The organism is Pseudonocardia autotrophica (genome assembly GCF_003945385.1).
GTDB lineage: Bacteria > Actinomycetota > Actinomycetes > Mycobacteriales > Pseudonocardiaceae > Pseudonocardia > Pseudonocardia autotrophica.
Map to the genome: position 1 here is coordinate 3,960,342 of NZ_AP018920.1, position 22,956 is coordinate 3,983,297.

Below are 22,956 nucleotides of genomic sequence, written 5' to 3' on the forward strand. Positions count from 1 at the left end.
CGGGATCGGGCCGGGGCCTCTGGTCCCGCACCCGCTCCGTACCTCGGCTCCGGGGAACACCCGGAGCACGCGGGTGCGGGGCGACCCGGTGCCGGTCAGGCCCCGGCCCCGCGGGCCCCCAGCGCCGGGTCCCGCTCCGCGTCGGAGCCGGTACATCCGGCGAGCCGGGTCGCAATCACCTCCCGCAGCTCCCGGCGCAGCGCCGACTGCTCCGCACGGTCGGTCCGCACCTCGACGATCCGCAGGCCACCGGCACCGGCGCGGATCGCGTCGGTCAGCTCGCCGGGTCCTCGTACCAGCCGGTGCCGGGCCCCCGCCGCCGCGGCGACCGTGCCCACCTGTACCCCGTGCGGGGTGCCGAAGAGCCGTTCGACGGTCGTCGACCAACCGGGGACCCGTCCCAGGTCGCCGTGCTCCAGTTCGGAGAAGATGCCGCCGCCGTCGTTGGCGAGCACCACGATCGTCAGGTCGGGGGCCGCCTCACCCGGCCCGGGGAGCAGTCCGTTGCGGTCGTGCAGCAACGTGAGGTCGCCGATCAGCGCGTATGCGGGCCCGCCGTGCGCCAGCGCCGCCCCGACCGCCGTCGACACGACGCCGTCGATCCCGCTGGCACCGCGGTTGGCGATCATCCGGATGCCGGGCCTCCCGGGGGCGACGAGGTCGAGATCGCGGATCGGCATGCTCGGCCCGGCGAGCAGCAGTGCGCGCTCCGGCAGTGCCCGCACCAGGTCCCGCGCGACCCGGGGCTCGTCGAGACCCGGGCGGCGGTCCAGCTCACGGTCCAGCGCCGCCGACACCGCCGCGTCCGCGGTTCGCCACCGGCGTGTCCACCACCCCGCTGGCACCGGCCGCTCCGGCGGCGCCAGCGCGGGCACCACGAGGGACGCCGTCCGCACCGGATCGGGCACTCGGGGCCCCGGCTCGACCACGATGTGCGAGCGCGCGGTGCGCAGGTAGGCGAGGGTGCCGCGGGACAGCCCGGGTCTGCCCGAGGTCACGACCAGCTCAGCGGGATGTGCGCGGGCGAAACCCGGGTCGCCGAGCAGCGCACGGGGCGCGCGCAACGCGATCCCGGCGTTCCGGGCCCCCGAGGTGGGTTCGGCCAGCAGCGGCCATCCGGTCGCCTCGGCGAGCGCGACCATCGCGGCCGGGTTCCGGCACCCGTCGCCACAGATGATCACGCCCCGCTCCACCTGTGGCGCCGGCTCCGCCGGGACCTCCCCCCGGTCGGCCGTCCGGGTCCAGGGGGCGCCGTCGGGGCGGCCGTCGAGTCCGGCGGGCAACTCCGCGAGCGTGCCGGGGACCAGCGGGTCCCGGAACGGGACGTCGAGGTGCACCGGGCCGGGATCGGTGCCGGTGGTGCGGCGCCACGCCTGGCAGATGGTGGAACGCCAGTACGGGCCCGGCGCTGCGGGGGCGGTGTCCGGCGCGATCTCGCAGAACCAGCGCACGGCGGTCCCGTAGAGCCTGGTCTGGTCGATCACCTGGTTGCTGCCGATGTCACGCATCTCCGCCGGGCGGTCGGCGGTGAGCACCAGCAACGGAGTCCCCGATTCGTGTGCCTCGACGACCGCCGGGTGCAGGTTCGCGGCGGCGGTGCCGGATGTGCAGACCACCGCGGCCGGACGGCCGGTGCACCGGCCGAGGCCGAGCGCGCAGAACCCGGCGGATCGTTCGTCGATCCGCACGTGCACCCGGATCGCCGGATGCCGCTCCAGTGCCAGCAGCAGAGCGGTGTTGCGGGCGCCGGGGCAGACCACGGCGTCGGTGAGCCCGCACCGGGCGAGCTCGTCGGTCAGGACGGTGGCGAGCGCGGTCGACGGATTCACGACACCCGCTCCACCGGCCCGGTGTCCAGCACGTTCCGGACCTCGGCGACGACCGCCTCCGGCGGGTCCTGGTGCAGCAGGTGGCTCCCGGGGATCGGGTGCCGTACCGAGCGCAGCGACATCCCGGTGGGCTCCCCGTGCGGCTCGGCGCACAGGTCCTGGATCGGCGCCCGGCGCAGCAGGTCACCGCAGGTGCATCGCACGTGCAGCGTCCGCTCCCGGACGTCGACGGGCGCCCCGGGAGCGGGGTACCCGGCCACCGGGCGGGTCACCGCACCCCACCCCCGGCCGGGGTTCCCGTGACGACCGAGAACCCGAGCGGCAGCGCGACGGCGGGTGCGGCCACGAAGCCGCACCCGGCCAGCAACGCCGCGTACTCGTCCTCGGTGCGTTCCCTGCCCTGGGTCATGACGAGCATGTGCAGGTCGAACAACAGCGGCAGCAGGCCGTCCGGTCCGTCCGTGGCCTCCGAGCGGACCATCCGCTCGACCACGAGCACCCGGCCACCCGGCCCGGCCGCCACCCGGAGGGCGTTCAGGAGCGCCCGGCAGCGATCGTCCGACCAGTTGTGCAGGATCCGGGACAGCAGGTAGACGTCCGCGCCCTGCGGGACGGCCCCGGCCTCGAAGAAGTCCGCGCCGACGATCTGCACCCGGTCGGCGACACCGGCCCCGCGCAGCGCCGCACCGGCCCGCCCCGCCACCTCGGGGCGGTCGAGCAACACGCCGCTCAGCTGCGGGCAGGCGGTGAGCAGGGCCGCCAGCACGCCGCCGTCCCCACCGCCGACGTCGACCACACAGCGCGCCGCGGACAGGTCCACCGCGGCGGGCAGCCGGTCACCGAACCGGCTGCCCGCGGCCATCGCCGCGGTGTACCGGGCCGCCTGTTCCGGCGCGCCGGCCAGGTGCTCGAACACCGGGCGGCCGTGCGCCACCGCGAACGGGGTGTCACCGGTCCGCAGGCCGGCCTCCAGGTCGTCCCATGCGGCGCGCAGGTGGTCCTCCTCGTAGAACTCGGCGAGCAGCCGGACCGACCGGGGGTGGCCGCTCGTCAACGGTGCGCCGTCCTCGGTCAGGGCGTGCCCCGCCGGGTCCGTTCGCAGCAGCCCGAACCCGGTGAGCAGCCGCAGCAGCCGTTCCAGGCCGGGCCGGTGCAGCCCCAGCCGGGTGGCCAGCTCGTCGGGCGTGGCCGGGCCGGCGGCGAGCTCGTCGAACACCCCGAGCCGGACGGCCGCGGTGACGGCGCGGGCCGCCCACGGCCCGGTGAGCAGGGTCAGCGCGGCGGTGCTCACCGGGCACCACCGGCCGCAACCTGCTGCGCCAGCAGCTTCTTGCTGACCTTCCCGAGCCCGGTGACCGGGAACTCCTCGACGATCTCCAGCAGGTCGGGGAACTTGTACGCGGCCAGGCCGCGGCCGGTGAGGAACTCCCGGATCCCGGCCAGCGTCGGTGGCGGCCCCTCGGGGACCACGCAGGCGCAGCAGCGCTCCCCGAGCACTCGGTCCGGCACACCGACCACGAGTACGTCGCGCACCGCGGGATGGGCGTGCAGGTGGTTCTCGACCTCCTCGGCGGCGATCTTCTCCCCGCCCCGGTTGATCTGGTCCTTGACCCGGCCCTCGAACACCACGAAGCCGCCCGGCAGCACTCGGACGAGGTCACCGGTCCGGTAGTAGCCGTCCCGGGTGAACGCGCGGACGTCGTGCTCGGGGGCGTCGAAGTAGCCGCGGATCGTGTAGGGCCCGCGGGTCAGCAGCTCGCCCGGTTCGCCGGGCGGGACATCCCGGTCGGTGTCGTCGACCACCCGCAGCTCGTCGCCGTCGGAGATCGGACGGCCCTGGCTGAGCACCCGCATCTCGTCGGGATCGTCGTCGCGGACGAAACCGACCAGCCCCTCCGCCATGCCGAACATCTGCTGCAACCGGCAGCCGAGTGCCGGCTCCACCGCACGGGCGACCTCCTCCGCCAGCTTCGTCCCGCCGATCGCGACACGCCGCAGGCTGGACAGGTCGTGCGGGGTCCACTCGGCCTCCGACATCCACAGCATCGCCATACCGGGGACCAGCCCGGTGTCGGTCACCCGCTCACGCTCCACCAGCCCGAACGCCTGCTCCGGATCGGGGCTCGGTGCGACCACCAGGGTGCCGCCCGCGTGGAAGGTGGCGAGCATCCCGTGGGTGAGAGTCCAGTTGTGCCCGATCGGCAGTCCGACCAGGGTGACCGTGGAGGCGTCGTACGGGATCGTCTCGGCCATCGCGCGGCCGCTGTAGGACCAGTCGTCGTGGGTGCGGGGAACGAGCTTGGGCAGGCCGGTCGTCCCGCCGGAGAGCAGCAGCAGCGCCACGTCGGACGGGTCGTCGATCTCCGCAGGCGGTGCCGGTTCGCCGGGGCGGGCCGGTCCGACGTCGAGGACTCCCGGCGCGGGTCCGCCGACGACGAGCACGGTGCGCAGCGTCGGCACGACCTCCCGGACCTCCTCGGCGAGCGCGCGATGGTCGAACCCGTCACCCGGTTCGGGGACCAGACAGGCGGTGGCCCCGGTGGCCGTGCAGAAGTACTCGATCTCGCTGCGCCGGTGCGCCGGCAGCGCGACCACCGGACGGGCGCCGAGCCGGAACAGCCCGAAGATCACGGCGACGAACGACGCGGTGTTGTCCAGCTGCAGAACCACGACGTCGCCACGGGTGATACCGGCGGCGGCGAGCCGGGCGGAGACCGCGTCCGCGCGGTGGTCGAGGTCGCGGTAGGACCATCGCTCGGGGCCCGCGACGAGCGCGGTGCGGTCGCCGCTGCGGCGGGCCCAGCCACGCAGCTCGGCGCCGAGGGTCCGACCGGCCCACCAGCCGCGCTCCCGGTAGCGGTGGGCGAGGTCGTCGGGCCATGGCACGAATCCGTCGAGCACGGAGGTCTCCTTCACGGGGTGGACGGCCAGCGGGCGGCGACGACGTCCGGTAGCCCGAGTCGCCGTCGCAGCAGCGCCAGCAGCGCTTCCCGCTGGTCGGTGAGGTAGAAGTGGTCGCCGGGGAGCACCTCGAGGTCGAACCCGGCGGCGGTGGTCTCGGCCCAGCGGCGGGCGCGCCGTTCGTCGACCCGCGGATCCGCGTCGCCGATGACCGCGGTGACCGGCACCTGAAGCGGCGGGCCGGGCCGCGGCCGGTACGTCTCGGCCACCCGGTAGTCGGCGCGTACCCGGGGCAGCACCAGCGCGCGCATCTCGGGGTCGGTGAGCAGGGCCGCTGCGGTGCCGCCGAGCTCGGTCAGCTCGGCCACCAGGCCGTCGTCGTCGCGGAGGTGGACGCTGCCGGGCCGCAGCTCGGGCGGCGGGAGCCTGCCGGAGACGACGAGGTGTTCGGGCGGCCGATGCGCCCGGCGGGCGACCTCGTGCGCGACGGTGGCGCCGAGGCTGTGCCCGAACAACGCGTATCTCCCGGGCACCAGAGCTGCCAGCGCCGCTGCCACGCCGTCGGCGAGCTCGTCGACGCCGGCCGCGAACGGCTCGTCGTGCCGCTCCTCCCGGCCCGGGTACTGGACGGCGAGCACCTCGGCGAACGGGGCCATCCGGGCGGGCCAGGTGGCGTACCCGCTGGCGGCACCGCCGGCGTGCGGGAAACAGACCAGCCGGATCCTGGCGGTCGGCAACGGCGCCACGCACCGCAGCCATCGGCGGTGCCGCTCCGGTCCGCGCGGCGCGGTCACCGGGCACCCTCGTCCACGGCGAGTGCGTCGACCTCGGCGGGTGCCAGCGCGTCCGGGAGTTCCCCGGTGAGCGGCTCCGGGTAGCCGAGCGCCTCGTAGACCTGCGCCCAGGCGGCTGCCACGGCTAGATGCCGCCGCCCGGCCCGCATCGGGTCGGCACCGGTGCGGATGTCGTGGCCCAGCTCCGCGACCGAACAGCGGATCCCGTCCGGCCACAGGGTGCGGGCGGCCGCGGTGAAGCCGGGCGCCTCGGCCGGGCCGATCACCCCGGCGCCGGGGGCGTCGCCGGCCGCCCGGGTGTCCGGGCGCGGCGACCACAGCACCGGCCCGTGCAGGTCGAGCAGGGTGAGGACACCCGCGCCGAAGCCGAGGGTGATCCGGATCGGAATGTGCATGTGGCTCTCCGGGTCGGCCTCGTGCAGCTGGTTCTGCACGCGCAGGGTCAGCGGAACGCCTGCGGCGGCCGCCTGTACGCACCGCATCGGTGACGGGGCGGCGGCCAGCGCGGCGACCGGTTCCGGGACGTCGGTGGCGGCGCAGGCGAACGGTCGCAGCCCGCGCAGCGCACCGGCCAGCACGTCGAGCAGCACGTAGGACATCGGGACGGCGCACACCGCGTCGGCGAACAGCGGCCGCCCGAGCCCCCGGGCCGCCGCGGCGAACCGGCGCGGTGCGGGCAGCCCGGGGTGCAGGCTGGACACCCGATAGGCGACGCCGCGGCGGCGGGCCAGCGCGAGGGTCCCGGCCAGCTCCGAGTCGGGCACCGGGTGTTCCTGCAGGACGGCGACACCGCGCTCGAGCAGTTCCCCGGCCAGGGTGCTGCCCGCGCCTCCGGCCAGTCCGGTGCCGACGACGACGCAGGCCGCGTCGGTCGGGGGCAGGTCCTCGATCCGGCGGGCGTGCGGGACGCCGAGCCGGGCCGCCAGCTCCGCGGTGCGGGTACTCCCCCGGCCGAGCAGCCCGACGAGCTCGCTGCCGGGATCGGTGGCGAGCGCGTCGGCGTAGCGGGCCCCGAACCGGCTGCCGCAGACGACGATGCGCAGCGGTGCGTCCGGCGCGGTCACAGCTCGCCGTCCTCGAACAGGCCTGCGGCGTCCTCGCCCGCCCGCAATCGGTCCTCGATCATCGGCAGGCCGTCGACCACGGTCAGGGTCCGGACCACCGGGCTGTCCGACAGCCAGGCGACGGCGGCGGCCGGATCGGCGACGGCGGCCAGGTGCGCCGTTCCGCCGCCGATTCGCCCGGCAGCGGCCTGGGTGGCGGTGAACGCGGCGGTGGTGCCGCTGAGCGCGTAGCCGTCGTCGACCCGCAGGGTGAGGGTCCGCACCTCGCGCCGGTCCCCGGTGGTCCCCTCGATCTGGCAGGCGAGCACCTGGTAGGGATCGTGCCCCGCGAGGTCGACGCCGACGGCCCTGCCGAACGCGGCGACCGGGTCGTCCGAACCGGTCGCCGCGCCTGCGGTGTGCCGCGCCAGCAACGCGGTGGCCTGCTCCCCGACGAACACGGTGAACCAGTGCGCCTCGGCCAGCCCCAGCGCGCGGGCAACCCGTTCGATCTCCGGGGTGAGATGCGGGGTGGCGGTGACCCGGCCGGGGAAGAACGGCAGCTCGACCTCGCGCAGCGGGCGCAGCGCACGGTGCCCGCCGGACCAGCCGGTCAGCGGTTTCCCCTCGGTCGCCGCGGCGCTGAGCAGGAAGTCGGCCGCCGCCGCGGGGGTCAGGGCCGACCGGCCGCCGAGGTAGGCGTGCAGCCGGTCGGCGGCGTCGAAACCGGCGGCGACGTGCCGGGGCAGCAATCCGGAGAGCCCGGGCAGCATCCCGGCGGACAGCACCGCAGCCCGATCCGCTCCCTCCGGGTAGCTAGCGGCGACGCGGGCGGCGAGATCGTCGTCGCCCGCCGGGTCGACGTAGTGCGATCCGGCCGCGGCGGCGGCGCGGGCGACGGTGTCGAGCACCCGATGTGCGGGGCCGGCGCCGTTGACGACGACCGAGGCGCCGGTGCAGAAGCCGGCCAGCGCGTCCGGGTCGGTGAGATCCACCGGGTACGGCTCGGCGCCCAGCTCACGGGCGGTGGCGCCGAGCCGCTCGGGGTCGCGGCCACCGACCCGCACCGGCTCGGCGCCGGTACGGGTCAGCTCCGCGGCCGCGGCCCGGCCGACGGCGCCGTAGGCGCCCAGCACCGCGATCATCGGGCGTCCCCGTCGCGGAGATCGCGCAGCAGCGCCGCGACCCGGGCGGAGCGGTCACCGCGCAGGCAGCCGAAGTGGTCGCCGTCGATGTCGACGATCCGGGTCTCGCCCAGGCATATCCCGCTCCAGAACGCCGCCATGTCCTCCCTCAGGCCGGGCATGAAGTGCAGGTCGCTGCTCTGCCGGAGCAGTACGATGTCGTCGGGATAGGGATCGGGCCGATACCCGGAGACGGCGTGCAGGCTCTGCCGGAACACCTCCCGGAGCCGGGCGATGTCGTCGGCGCCGACTCCGAGCAGCGGTGTGAGCCGCCCTGCGAGTTCGGCGAGTCGCGCGGCGGGTTCGGTTCCGGCGACCTCCGCGAAGCGCCGCGCGGCGTCGGCCACGGCCGGGTCCGGGTCGCCGGTGAGTCCGACGACGGCCCCGTCGGCGATCCGGCCGTCGTCGGCGGCCCGGCGCAGCAGCGCACCGACGGCGGCCTCGTCGGCGGGGAAGCCGAGATCGGCCGGGTCGAGCCCCATCAGGCGGGCGAACCCGTACTCGGTGACGAGCGGGTCGTCGACCCGCTGCGGCACATGGTGGCTGCTGACGACGGTGAGCGGGGCGAGCTCGGCTCCGGCGTCGCCGAGGACGCGGGCCAGCTCGGCCGCGAGCATGCCGCCCATGCAGTACCCGACCGGGTGCAGCCGGGTGCTTCCGTCGGCGACGCCGGGGACCTCGTCGAGCAGGATCCGGGCGTACTCCCCGGCCAGGCCCACGATCAGCGACGACGGGTCGCGTCCCAGATAGCGCCCGGTGTCGGGGACGGAGAGCCCGAGCACCCGGGCGTGCGGGGCGTCGACGGTGAGCGCGGCGAGCAGCTCCCGGTAGGGCGCGAGTCCGCCGCTGCCGTCGTGCACCAGCACGGTGATCGTGCCTCCGGGGCGTCCGGCGTGCAGCTCGACCAGCGGGCTGTCCGGGCCGGCGGCGCCGGTGCCGGGCGATCCGGTGCTGGGCGAATCGGTGCCGGTAGTGCTGCCCGAGCCGTTGGTGCTGCCGGTGCCGCCGGCAGTGCTGCCCTGGCCGGCGGTGCTGCTCGTGCCGGTGAGCCGCTCCAGCGCCGTGGCGATGGCGGCGACGGTGGGGCCCTCGACCAGCCGGCGCATGAGGGTCTCCCACGGCACGCCTGCGGCACCCGGGACGGTCTCGCGGAGGCGGGCGGCGAGCCGGGACACCAGCAGCGAGTCGCCGCCGAGCACGAAGAAGTCCTGATCACGGCCGATCTCGGGCAGGCCGAGCAGCTCGCCCCACACTGCGGCGACGGCGACCTCGGTGTCCCCGCGGGGCGGGACGGCGGCCACGGCGGCCCGGTCGGCCGCGCCGCCCGCGGGCATCGAGGCGGCCAGCGCGGCGCGGTCGACCTTGCCGTTCCCGGTCAGCGGGAGCGTGTCGACGACCCGCAGATGGGTCGGGACCATCGGTTCGGGAAGCAGCGCGCGCAGGTGCGCGGCCAGCTCGCCCGGATCGATCCGGGCGGCCCCGGCCCCGGGGACCCGGGCGACGACGGCGTGCTGGCCGAGTTCGGTCAGCGGATCCCCGTCGCCGGGCAGCGCGAGCACCTCCTCGAACCCGGCGTCCGCGAGGAGCTCGCGCCACTCGGACAGCTCCAGGAACGTGCGGTCCCTGCCGCGGCGGAGATCCTCGTAGTCGCGCTGCGCCCCTCCGGCGGCCGGCGACATGAGGAACTCCATCGAGGTCATGATCTGGTAGTAGTCGCGGGTCGGTTCGTTGAAGACCAGCCAGCCGCCGGGGCCGACGAGCTCCGCGAACCGGGCCAGCACCGCCCCCGCGTCGTGCGAGTTGTGCAGCACGTTCGCGGCGAGCAGCACGTCGATGCCGCCGGGTTCGTGCCCCTGCTCGCGGAAGTCGGTGTTGATGTCGAACAGTCCGTAGCGCATGCCGGGGTGATCGGCGAACGTGCGGCGGGCGTCGTCGAGGAAGAACCGGGACACGTCGGTGTAGTGGTACTCGACGTCGAGACCGGCCAGTGCGGGGACGAGCGCGCGGGACGTCCCGCCGACGCCTGCGCCGACCTCCAGTACCCGGACCGTGTGCCCGGGCGCCGCGGCGGCGATACCGACGACCGCGGCCGTGGTGGCCGCGTTGACGTACTGGCTGATCAGGTTGTCCTTGTAGGCGGCCTCGGCGGTGCGGGTGCCGCCGTCGGGGAACAGCAGCGCCTGCACCGGGAACTCGTCGCGCATGATCTCCGGGAGCTTCTCGGTGGTGCGGCGCAGGAACTCGATGAGCTCGCCGCCGTGGCTGAGGCCCTTGCGGGCGTCGGACACCTCGTCCCAGCTGTGGTCGAGCAGCGCGGCGTCGGCGGCGGCGAGGTCGTGGTAGCGGCCGTCGTCGGCGCGGTGCAGCATGCCCTCGGAGACGAGTGCGCGCAGCCAGCGGCGGATGACCCGGCCGTGCCGGGCCGCGACCCGGCAGTGCTGCAGCACCTCGGCGAGTGTGTGCCGCTCCCCCGGGCCGAACAGGCCCTGCCGGCGCAGCGTGTGCGCCATGACGAGCAGCGCGACCCGGTCGACGCGGACCGAGAACTCGACCATGGCCCGCGGGTCGAGGTCGCCGACGACCGCGCGGGCGGCGGCCGAGGCCCGTTCCCGCAGCCCGTCGTCGAACTCGGCGGGTAGGCCGGCGCCGCGGTCGCCGTCGAGCTCGACGAAACCGGCGAGACGGCGTTCCAGCGGCCGGTCACCGACCGCGACGACGGCAGCGGCCCGCACCGCGGGGTGGGTGAGCAGGGCGGCCTCGATCTCGCCGGGCTCGATCCGGTGTCCCCGGATCTTGATCTGGTCGTCGGCGCGGCCGAGCAGTTCGATGGTGCCGTCGGGCAGGTGGCGGCCGATGTCGCCGGTGCGGTACAGGCGTTCCCCGGTGCGTGGGTGGCTCGGGAACCGGATCGCGGTGAGGTCGGGGTCGCCGAGGTAGCCGATGGCGGTTCCGGTCCCGCCGATGTAGAGCTCGCCGGGGGTCCAGTCGGGCCGGTCGGCGCCGGTGGCGTCGAGCACGTGGAAGGTCTGGTTGGCGAGCGGGACACCGTAGGGGATGCTGCGGGCGGCCGGGTCGACCCGGCCGACGGGGTGCACGATCGACCAGATCGCGGCTTCGGTGGCCCCGCCGAGGCTGATCACCTCCAGGCCGGGGATCCGGTCGCGGATCTCGTCGGGCAGCCCGACCGGGATCCAGTCGCCGGAGAGCAGCGCGAGCCGCAGCGAGGTCGCGTCGGGTGCCGGATCGCCGGCGAGGACGTGGCCGAGCATCTGCAGCTGGGCGGGCACCGAGTTCCACAGCGTGATCCGGTGCCGTGCGACGAGCTCGGCCCAGTGCTCGGGGTCGCCGCGGCGGTCCGGGTCGGGCAGGACGAGCGTCCCGCCCGCCCCGAGCACCCCGAACAGGTCGTAGACCGACAGGTCGAAGCCGAGCGCCGCCACGCCGAGCACCCGGTCACCGGTACCGACCCGGAAGCGTTCGGTGATGTCCTCGACGGTGTTGCGGGCGGCCCGGTGCGCGGTCATCACGCCCTTCGGGGCGCCGGTGGATCCGGAGGTGTAGATGACGTAGGCGAGGTCGCCGGGAGCGGTTCCGGCGGCGGGAACCGGTTCGGCAGCGGCCGGGAGGTCGGCCACGGCGACGGCGGGGACGTCCCAGCCGGGGTCGCCGGTGGCGGTGAGGACCAGCGGTGCGCCGGAGTCGCGGAGGATCCTGGCGATCCGGGGAGCCGGCTGGCGGGGGTCGACGGGCAGGTACGCGCCGCCGGCGAGCAGCGTGCCGAGTACCGCTACGGGCTGGTGGACGCCCTTGTCGGCGGCGATCGCGACCGGTGTGCCGGGCTGCAGGTCGCGGCGTCGCAGCTCGGTGGCGACGGCGTGTGCCCGGTCGAGGAGCTCGCCGTAGCGCAACTCGCCGTCGGCCGCGACGACGGCGAGCGCGTCCGGGGTGGCCGCGGCCCGGTCGAGCACCGGCTGGTGCAGCAGCCCGGTCGGCAGGGCACGAGTGGTGTCGTTGACCCGGCGGCGCCGGTCGAGCTGGTCGGCGGGCAGGGTCACCGGGTCGGCGGCGTCCCAGGCGGCCGGATCGATGGCGAGCTGGTGCAGCAGCCGGGTGTAGGCGTCGAACAGGGCGGGGACGACGCCGGGCGCGAGGACCCCGTCTCGGCTGTCCCAGTCGATGCGCAGCGTGCCGTCGGTGTCGGAGACCTGGCAGTCGAGCCACACCTGCGGTGTCTGGCTGATGCCGAAGCCGACCCGGCCGGTGCCGGTGAAGGCGCCGGCGTGGGCGTCGGTGTCGCCGAGCCCGACCGAGCTGGTGAAGACGACCGGGAGCAGGCCACCGCCGGGGCCGCGCCGGCGGCGCAGCTCGCGGACGACCTCGACGCCGCTGAACAGGCGGTGGTCGATGTCGTCGAACAGCCGGGTGGTGAGGCTGCGGGCCCGTTCGGCCAGGCCGGTTCCGTCGTCGGCGCGGACGGCGAGCAGGGTGACGGAGGTGAAGTCGCCGATCACCCGGTCGATGTCGGGGTGCACGGGGAGCCTGCTGAGCAGGGTGAGGCTGAGGGTGAGGTCGGGTCGTTCGCTCCAGCGGGCGAGGACGGCGGCGTAGGCGGTGAGCAGCGCCCCGGACGGGGTGACGCCGCGGGCGGCGGCCGCGGTGCGCAGCCGGGCCCAGTGCTCGGTGTCGAGGGTCGTGGTGTGCCGGGAGAAGCGTGGCGGGCCGTCGGGCCGGGCCGGGTCGAGGGGCAGCTCGGGGGCGGGCGGCAGGTCGTCGATGCGGTCCAGCCAGTATGCGCGGTCGCGCGCGTACCGGCGGCCACCGCTGAGGCGTCGCTGGGCGACGACGTAGTCGCGGAACGACACGGCGGGTGGTGGCGGGAGGCTCGCCGGGTCGGTGTAGGCCCGGTCGAGCTCGGCGAGCAGCAGCTGCAGGCTGGTGTAGTCGCAGACGAGCAGGTCGATCGACAGGTGCAGCACGTCGTGGTCGTCGAGCCGGGTGATCCGCAGGTCGAACAGGGGCCAGTGGTCCGGGGTGTGCACCTGAGTGCCGAGCTCGTCGCGGGTGCCGGCGAGTGCGGTGGCAGCGGCGGCGGGGTCGTGGCCGCGCAGGTCGTCTACCGGTACGCGGACGGGGCCGGGATCGGGCAGGACGTGCTGGCTGCCGTCGAGCTCGACGACGGCGCGGAGCATGTCGTGCCGGGCGACGACGGTGGCCCATGCCCGTTCGAGGCGCTCCGGGTCGAGCTCGTCGAAGTCGACCTCGACGTAGCCGTGGCAGGCGACGCCGCCGTAGTCGAAGGCGTCGCTGCGGCCGAGCAGGTAGGACGCCTGGACGTCGGTGAGCGGGAAGGGCTCGTGGGCGGCGGCGGGGTCGGCCGTCAGGGCGTCGGCGGTGTCGTCGTGCTGCAGCAGGGTGAGGACGGTGTCGCGGTGGGCGCGCAGTGCGGCCCGGTGCTCCTCGGTGAGTACCCCGCTGGGTGCCCGGAAGCGGAGCTTCCCGGAGTCGGCCCAGAGCCGGACGCCCAGGTTCTCGAGGTCGATGAGGAGCCGGGCGGGGTCGATGGTGTCGGGTGCGGCGGTCACAGCTCGCCCTCCTCGTAGTCGTCCCGGCCGCCGTCGAGGTCGGCGGTCAGGAGTGCGGCGGTTCCGCGGATGGTCGGGTCGGTCACGAAGTCGCGCATGGTGATTCGGGTGCCGAACGTGGTGCTGACGAGCTCGACGAGCCGGGTGGCGGTGAGCGAGTCGCCGCCGAGCGCGAAGAAGCGGTCGTCGCGGGCGACCGGGCCGGTGCCGAGCAGCTCGGACCAGAGGGCGGCGAGCCTGATCTCGGTGTCGCCCTCCGGTGGTGGTCCGGTGGGCGTGGTGGTGTCGTGCTCGGCGAGGGTCTCCAGCGCGGGGCGGTCGATCTTGCCGTTGCCGGTGAGCGGCAGGGCGTCGACGGCGACGATCCGGGCCGGGACCATGTGCTCGGGCAGCGCCGCGGCCAGGTGGTCGCGCAGCGGGGCGGGGTCGGCCGACGTGGGGGTGACGAAGGCGGTGATCCTGCGCCGTCCGCGGTCCCCGGTCGCGACGGCGACTGCAGCGTCGACGCTGTGGTGGGCGAGCAGCGCGGTCTCGATCTCACCGAGCTCGATCCGGTGCCCACGCACCTTCACCTGCGTGTCCGCGCGGCCCAGGAACTCCAGCGTGCCGTCCGGCCAGTACCGGCCCAGATCGCCCGTCCGGTACCAGCGCTGTCCGCGGTCCGTCACGAACTTGGCCGCGGTCAGCTCCGGATCACCCCGATAGCCGACGGCGACACCGGCACCACCGATCCACAACTCCCCCGGCACGTGATCCGGGCAGTCCCGGCCCAACGGGTCCACCACCCGGAAACGCTGCCCCGCAAGCGGACGCCCGTAGGGCACCGACGTCCACCGCTCGGGAACCGGAACCGGGACCAACTGGAAGTTCGACCAGACCGCAGCCTCCGTCGCCCCACCCAGTGCCACGAGCCGAGCGTGTGGCGCCGCGACGGCCAGCCGTGGGGCGAGGTCGAGGCCCACCCAGTCCCCGGACACCAGCACGGTCCGTAGCGACTCCAGCGAGCCCGCCGGGGCCGCGGTGAGCAGCATGTCCAGCAACGCCGGCACCGTGTTCCACACCGTGATCCGATGCTCGGCCACCAAGCCCGCCCAGGCGGCGGCATCACGCCACGACTCCGGCGCGACCGGCACCACCTGGCCACCCACCGACAAGAGTCCGAACAGGTCGAACACCGACAGGTCGAAGTCCAACGCCGACACCGTCAGCACCCGGTCGTCGCCGCCGACACCGAACCGGTCGCACACGTCGGCGACGGTGTTCATCGCCGCGGCGTGGGTGACCTCGACCCCCTTCGGGTCACCGGTCGTGCCGGATGTGAAGATCACATAGGCGGTCCGGGACGGATCGACCGCGACGGGTTCGGGCAGCGGGTCCACCCGCAGCGCCGCGTCGAGCGCGGCCGGATCCAGCGAGCACACCACCCCGGCCAGCTCCCGCATCCTGTCCCGCCGGGCCGACGGCAGCTCCGGCGACACCGGCACATACACCGCACCCGCCGCCAGCACCCCGAACACCGCAACAACCTGATCAACACCCCGCGGCAACGACACCGCCACCGCATCACCAGGCACCACACCCTCGCCGGCCAGATACCCGGCGACGCACAACGCCCGCCCGGCCAGCTCCCCGTAGGTCAGCACACCCGGCACCGCCACCCGCTCCGGTTCGCGGGCCGCCCGGTCGAACATCCCGGCGTGCAACAGCACGGGCTCGAAGGCCGGACCGGTGGAGTTCACCGCGGCCCGCACCGCGCGGGTGCCGGCGGGGAGGGTGTCGAGCCGGGGCCAGTCGTCGCCGGACGTGGTGAGTGATGTGACGAGGCCGGTGTAGTCGTCGAACATGGCGTCGAGCACGCCGTCGTCGAAGAGTGCCTCGACCGCGTCCCAGGAGAGGTACAGCCCGCCCGCGGACTCCACGACCTGGTTGTCCAGCCACACCTGCGGCGTCTGTGACACGCCGTACTCCAGGGCGGGCATCGTCGGAGCGCTGTCGCCGAGGCCGAGGGCGCTGGTGAACACGACCGGGATGGCCGCGTCGGCGTCGCCGCGGGAACGGGCGAGCTCCCGCAGTACCCACACCGCGGAGGCGTCGCGGTGGTCGAGATCGCGCCACATCTGTTCCTGCAGGCGGCGGATCCGGTCGGTTCCGGTGTCGGCGGGATCGGCGCGCCACGCAACCGGTAACAAGGTGGTGAAGTCGCCGAGCACCCGGTCGATGTCAGGATGGACGGGGCGCCGTTCGAACAGGGTCAGCATGATCGACAGCGCGGCGCTGCCGGACCAGCGGCCGAGGACCTCGGCGTAGCAGCCGAGGAGCGCGGCGGCCGGTGTGACGCCGGCGGCGCGACATCGGTCCCGCAGCGCCGACCATGCCTGCGTGTCGAGGGCGAACGAGCGGCGGGTGAACTCGGGTCGTTGCACGGTCGCCGGGTCGACGGCGAGTGGCAGGTTGGGAGCGGGGGGCAGCGTGTCCTCGGCGATGCGGGCCCGCCAGTGGTCGCGGGCCTTCTCCTGTCCGTCCGGAGCGGCGGCGACCTGGGTGAGGTAGTCGCGGAAGGTGATCTCCGGTGCCGGGGGCAGCGCTGCGGGATCGGTGGTGAGCGCGTCGAGCTCGGCGAGCAGCAGCATGATGCTCGCGGCGTCGAGGACCAGATTGTCCAGGCCGATGCCGAGCCGGGTGCGGCGTTCGCCGTCGCGTTCGTGGTGCACGGCGCGGGCCGCGATCAGCGGCCATCGTGCCGGATCGGGAACGCGGTGCGCGAGCTCGGCCCGCATGCGGTCGATGCCGTCGGGACCATGGTCGACGGGGACCGTGAAACGACCGACCTCGGGCAGCACCCGCTGGGTGCCGTCGTCGTCGACGACCGCACGCAACATGTCGTGCCGGGCGATCACGATGTTCCAGGCCCGTTCCCAGGCCGCGACGTCGACCTCGGGCAGGTCCAGTTCGCCGTAGTAGTGGGTGCCGATCCCGCCGAGGGCGGGGCCGGTCTGCCGGCCGATCCAGTAGGCGCGCTGGACGTCGGTGAGCGCGAACGGGGTGTGCCGGTGTTCAGGATCGGCGACGACGCCGGCGACCGGCTCGCGGATGCCGGTGTGCAGGGCCGTGCAGTAGTCGGCGAGGACGGGTGCGGTGAACAGGCGTCCGAGCTCGGCCCCGGCGATGCCGCCGGCGGCGAGCCGGGCGACCATGCGGGTGGCGACGATCGAGTCGCCGCCGAGCGCGAAGAAGTCGTCGCCGCGGCCGACGGCGGCGACGCCGAGCAGCTCGGCCCACAGTGCCGCGACGCGCTGTTCGATCTCGCCCGCCGGTGCGGCGTCCCTGGTGGGGAGTCCGTGGTGTTCGGCGAGGGTGTCCAGGGCGGCGCGGTCGATCTTGCCGTTTCCGGTCAGCGGCAGGGCGTCGACGGCGACGATCCGGGCCGGGACCATGTGCTCGGGCAGCAGTGCCGTGAGGTGGGCGGGGAGTACGTCGAGCTGCGCGGTCGTGGGGGTGACGAAGGCGGTGATCCTGCGCCGCCCGCGGTCCCCGGTCGCGACGGCGACTGCAGCGTCGACGCTGTGGTGGGTGAGCAACGCGGTGTCGATCTCACCGAGCTCGATCCGATGCCCACGCACCTTGACCTGCGTGTCCGCCCGGCCCAGGAACTCCAGCGTCCCGTCCGGCCAGTACCGGCCCAGATCGCCTGTGCGGTACCAGCGCTGACCGTCGTGCGGCACGAACTTGGCCGCGGTCAGCTCCGGATCACCGCGGTACCCGACGGCGACCCCGGCACCACCGATCCACAACTCCCCCGTCACATGATCAGGACAGTCCCGGCCCAACGGGTCCACCACCCGGAAACACTGCCCCGCAAGCGGACGCCCGTAGGGCACCGACGTCCACCGCTCGGGAACCGGAACCGGAACCGGCTGGAAGTTCGACCAGACCGCAGCCTCCGTCGCCCCACCCAGTGCCACGAGCCGCGCTTGCGGTGCCGCAGCCACCAGCCGCGGCGCGAGGTCGAGCCCGACCCAGTCGCCGGACACCAGCACGGTCCGCAGCGACTCCAGGGAGTCCGGCGGGGCCGCGGTGAGCAGCATGTCCAGCAATGCGGGCACGGTGTTCCACACGGTGACCCGGTGCTCGGCCACCAAGTCCGCCCAGGCGGCGGCGTCGCGCCACAGCTCGGGAGCGACGGTGACGACCTGCCCACCGGCTGACAACAATCCGAACAGATCGAACACCGACAGGTCGAAGTCCAGCGCCGACACCGCCAGCACCCGATCCTCGACGCCCACACCGAACCGGGCACTCACGTCGGCGACGGTGTTCATCGCGGCGGCGTGGGTGACTTCCACGCCCTTCGGGTCACCCGTCGTCCCCGACGTGAAGATCACATACGCCGGCCGGTCGGGGTCGACCGCGACCGGCCCGGGAAGTGCCGCGGTGTCCTGCATGCGGCTGCCGGCGTCGAGGGTGCACACCACCCCCGCCCGCTCCCGCATCCGGTCCCCGCGGGCCTGCGGCAGCTCCGGCGACACCGGCACATACACCCCACCCGCGGCCAGCACCCCGAACACCGCGACCACCTGATCGACACCCCGCGGCAACGACACCGCCACCGCATCACCAGGCCTGACGCCCTCGCCGACCAGATACCCGGCCACCCGCAACGCCCGGTCGGCCAGCTCCCCGTAGGTCAGCGCACCGGGCACCGCGACCCGCTCCGGTTCGCGGGCCGCCCACTCGAACATCCCGGCATGCAACAGCGCGGGGTCGTGGGCCTGCCCGGTGGAGTTCGCCGCGGCACGGACCTGCTCCTGCCGCTCGGGCAGGGTCGGTCCGAGCGGCTGTGACCAGCTCGCATCCGCCAGCGACCGGAGGAGCCCGGTGTAGGCGGTGAACATCGTGTCCAGCACACCGTCGTCGAACAGATCCTGCACCGCGTCCCAGGACACGTGCAGCCCGCCGGACAGCTCGACCACCTGGTTGTCCAGCCACACCTGCGGGGTGTGGGTGATTCCGAACTCCAGCGACGGGGCACCGCGCAAGGTGTCCGCGTCCAGGCCGAGCGCGCTGGTGAACACCACCGGCATCGTCGTCTCCGGCCTGCCGGTGGCGCGGGCCAGCTCACGCATCACCCACACCGCCGACGTCTCCCGATGATCCAGATCGCGCCACAGCTGCTCCTGCAACCGACGGACCCGATCCAGCCAGCACTCCCCCGGCACCGCCCGACAACCCACCAGCAGCAACGACGTGAAGTCACCCAGCACCCGGTCGATGTCCGCGTGCACCGGACGCCGGTCGAACAACGTCAGGTTCACGGTCAGTCCGGCCGCCCCCGACCAGCGCGACAGCACCTCCGCGTAGCAGGCCAGCAGCACAGCGGACGGGGTGACGCCCGCTCGGACCGCCTGCTCACGGATCGCGGACCACTCGCCGGGGGACAGGGTGTCGGCCCGGCGGGTGAACCGCGGCCGGGCGATCCCTGCCGGATCGGCTGCGAGCGGCAGCGGCGGGGCGGGCGGGAGGTCGTCGAGCCGGGACCTCCAGTAGGTCTCGGCGGCCGCGACCCGGGCCGGGTCCGGTGCCCCCTGGACCAGGTAGTCGCGGAAGGTCACGGCCGGTTCGGGCAGCGTGGCGGCGGGGTCGGCGACGAGCGCATCCAGCTCGGTGAACAGCTGCATGACGCTCGCGGCGTCGAGCACGATGTTGTCCAGGCCGATGCCGAGCCGGGTCCGCGGCTCACCGTCGCGGAGGTAGTGCACGGCGCGGGCCTCCATCAACGGCCAGCGAGCCGGGTCGAAGACGCGCCGGGACATCTGCTCACGCATCGGGTCGAGTGCGGCGATCCCGTGCTCCACGGGGACGGTGAAACGACCGACCTCGGGCAGCACCCGCTGGGTGCCGTCGTCGTCGACGACCGCACGCAACATGTCGTGCCGGGCGATCACGATGTTCCAGGCCCGTTCCCAGGCCGCGACGTCGACCTCGGGCAGGTCCAGTTCGCCGTAGTAGTGGGTGCCGATCCCGCCGAGGACGAGATCCTCGCGCCGGCCGACCAGGTAGGCACGTTGCACGTCGGTCGTCGGGAACGGTTCGTACCGCGACGCCGGGTCGGCGACGACACCGGTGTCCGTGCGGGCGTCACCGGCGGTGAGCCCGGCGCAGTACCCGGCGAGGGTCGGCGACGCGAACAGCGCGCCGAGGCCGGCGCCGGTGACGCCGTCGGCGGTGAGCCGGGCGACCATCCGGGTGGCGACGACGGAGTCACCGCCGAGCGCGAAGAAGCTGTCGTCACGTGCGACGGAGGCGATCCCGAGCAGCTCTTCCCACACCGCGGCGACCTGCTTCTCCAGCTCCCCGAGCGGAGCGGCGGAGGTGCCGGGGCCCTGGTGTTCGGCGAGGGTCTCCAGCGCGGCGCGGTCGATCTTGCCGTTGCCGGTGAGCGGCAGGGCGTCGACGACGACGATCCGGCCGGGGACGGCGTGGTCGGGCAGCACCCGGCGGAGCCGGTCGGCGAGCCCGGTGGGATCGGGGGCGGAGCCGTCGGCGGGGGTGACGCAGGCGGGGGTGACGTAAGCGACGAGCCGTCGCCGGGTCCGCTCACCGACGACGACGGTGACGCCTGCAGCGACCTCGGGATCGGCCTGCAGCGCGGTGTCGATCTCGCCGAGCTCGATCCGGTGCCCACGCACCTTCACCTGCGTGTCCGCGCGGCCCAGGAACTCCAGCGTGCCGTCCGGCCAGTACCGGCCGAGGTCGCCCGTCCGGTACCAGCGCTGACCGTCGTCCGTCACGAACTTGGCCGCGGTCAGCTCCGGATCACCCCGGTACCCGACGGCGACGCCGGCACCGCCGATCCACAGCTCCCCCGGAACCTGGTCCGGACGGTCCCGGCCGGTGTCGTCGACGACTCGGAAGCGCTGTCCCGCAAGCGGACGCCCGTAGGGCACCGACGTCCACCGCTCCGGAACCGGAACCGGGACCGGCTGGAAGTTCGACCAGACCGCTGCCTCGGTCGCCCCACCCAACGCGACGAGCCGGGCCCGAGGCGCCGCAATCGCCAATCGCGGGGCGAGATCGAGACCCACCCAGTCGCCCGACACCAGCACCGTCCGCAAGGACTCCAGGGAGTCCGGCGGGGCCGCGGTGAGCAGCATGTCCAGCAACGCCGGCACCGTGTTCCACACCGTCACCCGGTGCCCGGCCACCAGACCCGCCCACGCCGCGGCATCCCGCCACGACTCCGGCGCGACCGTGACCACCTGCCCGCCGGCCGACAGCAGCCCGAACAGATCGAACACCGACAGGTCGAAGTCCAGCGCCGACACCGTCAGCACCCGATCATCCGGGCCGATACCGAACCGGGCACACACGTCGGCGACCGTGTTCATCACCGCGGCATGGGTGACCTCGACCCCCTTGGGATCACCCGTCGTCCCCGACGTGAAGATCACATAGGCACTCCGGGCCGGATCGACCGGGACCGGCCCCGGCAACGGCTCGGCATCCATACGGGTATCGGCATCGAGAGTGCACACCACCCCGGCCAGCTCCCGCATCCTGTCCCGACGGGCCGGTGGCAGCTCCGGCGACACCGGCACGTACGCCGCACCCGCGGCCAGCACCCCGAACACCGCGACCACCTGATCGACACCCCGCGGCAGCGACACCGCCACCGCATCACCGGGCACGACACCCTCGCCCGCCAGGTACCCGGCCACCCGAAGCGCCCGCTCGGCCAGCTCCCCGTAGGTCGCCACACCGGGCACGGCCACCCGCTCCGGTTCGCGGGCCGCCCGGTCGAACATCCCGGTGTGCAGCAGGCCGGCCGGGTCGACCGGTCCGGGTACCGGCGCGGTCGCGTTGATCGCCGCCCGCACCCGGCGCTGCGCCGGTGGTGCCCCGGCGACGAGGCGACGGTCCCAGTCGCCGTCCGCCAGTCCGTGCAGGATCTCCGAGTAGGCGGCGAACATCGCGTCCAGCACACCCTCGTCGAACAGCTCCTGCACCGCGTCCCAGGACACGTACAGGCCGCCGCCGAGCTCGACGACCTGGTTGTCCAGCCACACCTGCGGTGTCTGCGACACCATCCAGTCGAGCTCGCCGAACGTCTCCCGGAAGTCGTCGCCGACCAGGTCCCCGCCGAGTGCGCTGGCGAACACCACCGGTGCGCTCGCCGGCCGGCCGTCGCCGGCCCTGGTGAGATCGCGCAGCACCTCCACCCCCGAGTACGAGGCGTGCGCGAGGTCGCGGCGCAACCGGTCCTGGATCTCCCGCGCACGGTCGAGGAAGCTCAGCGGGCGACCGCAGTCGACCTCCAGCAGCACCAGCCCGGTGAAGTCGGCGACCACCGACATGACATCGGGGTGGAACTCGTCCCGGTCGAACACCGGCAGGTTCAGGACGAAGCGGGGTTCCTCGCTCCACCCGGCCAGCACCTCCGCGTACGCGGCGGCCAGCGCGACCGCCGGAGTGATCCCCGCGGACCGGCACCGGTCCTGCAACGCCGTCCAGCTCAGCGCGGACAACCGGGTGCTGCGGCGCACGAACCGCGGCTCCAGCACCGTGGCCGGATCCACCGCGAGCGGCAGCCGAGGCCCGGACGGCAGCTCGGGAACCCGGGCCGCCCAGTACGCCCGCGCGTCCGCGCGATGCCCGTCAGCCTGCGCCCGATGCGCCAGGCAGGTCGGGAAGTCGATCCCGAGCGAGGGCAACGCCACGGGATCGTCACTCCGGTACGCGGTAGCCAGGTCGGCGAGCAGGATCCGCAGGCCGAGGACGTCGGCGACCAGGAAGTCGACCTCGACCATCAACCGGGTGCACCCACCCGGGAGCAGGCAGAGCGTGACGGCGAGGACCTCGCCCGCCCCGGCATCCAGCCTGCGGTGCGACAGCTCGCCGCGCAGTCGCTCCCGCTCGGCCCGGGCCTTGCCGGAGTCCATACCGGACAGGTCGACGACCCGCACCGGCGGCTCCCCACCGGGCGGGGTGATGATCTGGGTCCCGTCGCCGGGGAACCGGGCCCGGAGCATCCCGTGCCGGTCAACGACCTCTCGCACGGCACGTGCCAGCCGGTCGGGGTCGACACCGGCGCCGTCGAACTCCAGGTAGGCATGGCAGCCGACGCCACCCAGCGGCTGCCCGTCACCACGCCCCACCCAGTACGCCTGCTGGACCGAGGTCAGCGGGAACGGCGCGGCGGGGTCGGCCGGCGGCTGCCGTGCGGGGGCGGGTGCGGGAGCCACGTCACGCATCAACCGCCACCAGGCGCGCGGGGTCGGGGTCTCGACGAGCGCGACCAGGTCGACGGTGATCCCCCGACGCCGCCACGCGCTGCGCAGCGTCATCAGTCGCAACGAGTCCATGCCGACCGCGAAAAGATCGTCGTCGGGCCCGACCGACCCTTCCTCCGCCCCTACCGAAGCGGCGATCTCAGCGCACAGGAAATGCAGTCCGGACACATCTCCGGAACTGCCGGATCCGGCTCCCCCGACCGGCACAGAACTGTCGCTGCCGACGATTTCTGTCGACATGAAACCCCCATCGCATGAAGTTAGGCAAACCTAACCAATCTTAACTCGCCGTCCTAGATCTGACTACCCTGCGTTTAGTTGACGAGTGAACCATGA

The 22,956-nt window shown here is 74.2% G+C and carries 9 protein-coding genes; all 9 read right to left on the minus strand.

All coding sequences use genetic code 11. From position 1 onward, the window contains the following. Nucleotides 1-95 precede the first annotated feature (95 nt). The 9 genes from menD to Pdca_RS18530 are packed head-to-tail and all read right to left on the minus strand — an operon-like array spanning nucleotide 96 to nucleotide 22,860. Nucleotides 96-1,829, minus strand: coding sequence for a 2-succinyl-5-enolpyruvyl-6-hydroxy-3-cyclohexene-1-carboxylic-acid synthase (menD, locus tag Pdca_RS18490; protein ID WP_085912845.1), 1,734 nt, complete (start codon nucleotides 1,827-1,829; stop codon nucleotides 96-98). Then, nucleotides 1,826-2,101, minus strand: coding sequence for a hypothetical protein (locus Pdca_RS18495; RefSeq protein WP_085912844.1), 276 nt, complete (start codon nucleotides 2,099-2,101; stop codon nucleotides 1,826-1,828). Before Pdca_RS18495 ends, menD begins: the two co-directional genes overlap by 4 nt. Continuing rightward, complete coding sequence (locus Pdca_RS18500; RefSeq protein WP_085912843.1) at nucleotides 2,098-3,120, minus strand: methyltransferase; 1,023 nt, start codon at nucleotides 3,118-3,120, stop codon at nucleotides 2,098-2,100. Before Pdca_RS18500 ends, Pdca_RS18495 begins: the two co-directional genes overlap by 4 nt. Next, nucleotides 3,117-4,730 carry a (2,3-dihydroxybenzoyl)adenylate synthase gene (locus Pdca_RS18505; RefSeq protein ID WP_085912862.1) on the minus strand — a complete coding sequence of 538 codons (1,614 nt, stop codon included), beginning with the start codon at nucleotides 4,728-4,730 and terminating at the stop codon, nucleotides 3,117-3,119. The genes Pdca_RS18500 and Pdca_RS18505 overlap by 4 nt, the downstream gene beginning before the upstream one ends. 11 nt (nucleotides 4,731-4,741) lie before the next feature. Beyond that, the gene (locus tag Pdca_RS18510; RefSeq protein ID WP_085912842.1) at nucleotides 4,742-5,524 is read right to left on the minus strand and encodes a thioesterase II family protein; all 783 of its coding nucleotides are present in this window, start codon (nucleotides 5,522-5,524) and stop codon (nucleotides 4,742-4,744) included. Beyond that, the gene (locus Pdca_RS35650; RefSeq protein ID WP_158092156.1) at nucleotides 5,521-6,588 is read right to left on the minus strand and encodes a Gfo/Idh/MocA family oxidoreductase; all 1,068 of its coding nucleotides are present in this window, start codon (nucleotides 6,586-6,588) and stop codon (nucleotides 5,521-5,523) included. The genes Pdca_RS18510 and Pdca_RS35650 overlap by 4 nt, the downstream gene beginning before the upstream one ends. Further along, nucleotides 6,585-7,712, minus strand: coding sequence for a saccharopine dehydrogenase NADP-binding domain-containing protein (locus Pdca_RS18520; RefSeq protein ID WP_085912840.1), 1,128 nt, complete (start codon nucleotides 7,710-7,712; stop codon nucleotides 6,585-6,587). Before Pdca_RS18520 ends, Pdca_RS35650 begins: the two co-directional genes overlap by 4 nt. Next, a complete protein-coding gene (locus Pdca_RS18525; RefSeq protein ID WP_197719760.1) occupies nucleotides 7,709-13,333 on the minus strand; it encodes a non-ribosomal peptide synthetase in 5,625 nt (1,874 codons plus the stop codon). Before Pdca_RS18525 ends, Pdca_RS18520 begins: the two co-directional genes overlap by 4 nt. Then, entirely contained in the window at nucleotides 13,330-22,860 is a 9,531-nt protein-coding gene (locus Pdca_RS18530; protein WP_085912839.1) for a non-ribosomal peptide synthetase, read from the minus strand. The genes Pdca_RS18525 and Pdca_RS18530 overlap by 4 nt, the downstream gene beginning before the upstream one ends. Nucleotides 22,861-22,956: the final 96 nt, after the last annotated feature.

What these genes read in the sequence shown, in the direction of transcription:
- Pdca_RS18530 (WP_085912839.1), bottom strand. Translation starts at nt 22,860, where the DNA reads ATGTCGACAGAAATCGTCGGCAGCGACAGTTCTGTGCCGGTCGGGGGA.
- Pdca_RS18520 (WP_085912840.1), bottom strand. Translation starts at nt 7,712, where the DNA reads ATGATCGCGGTGCTGGGCGCCTACGGCGCCGTCGGCCGGGCCGCGGCC.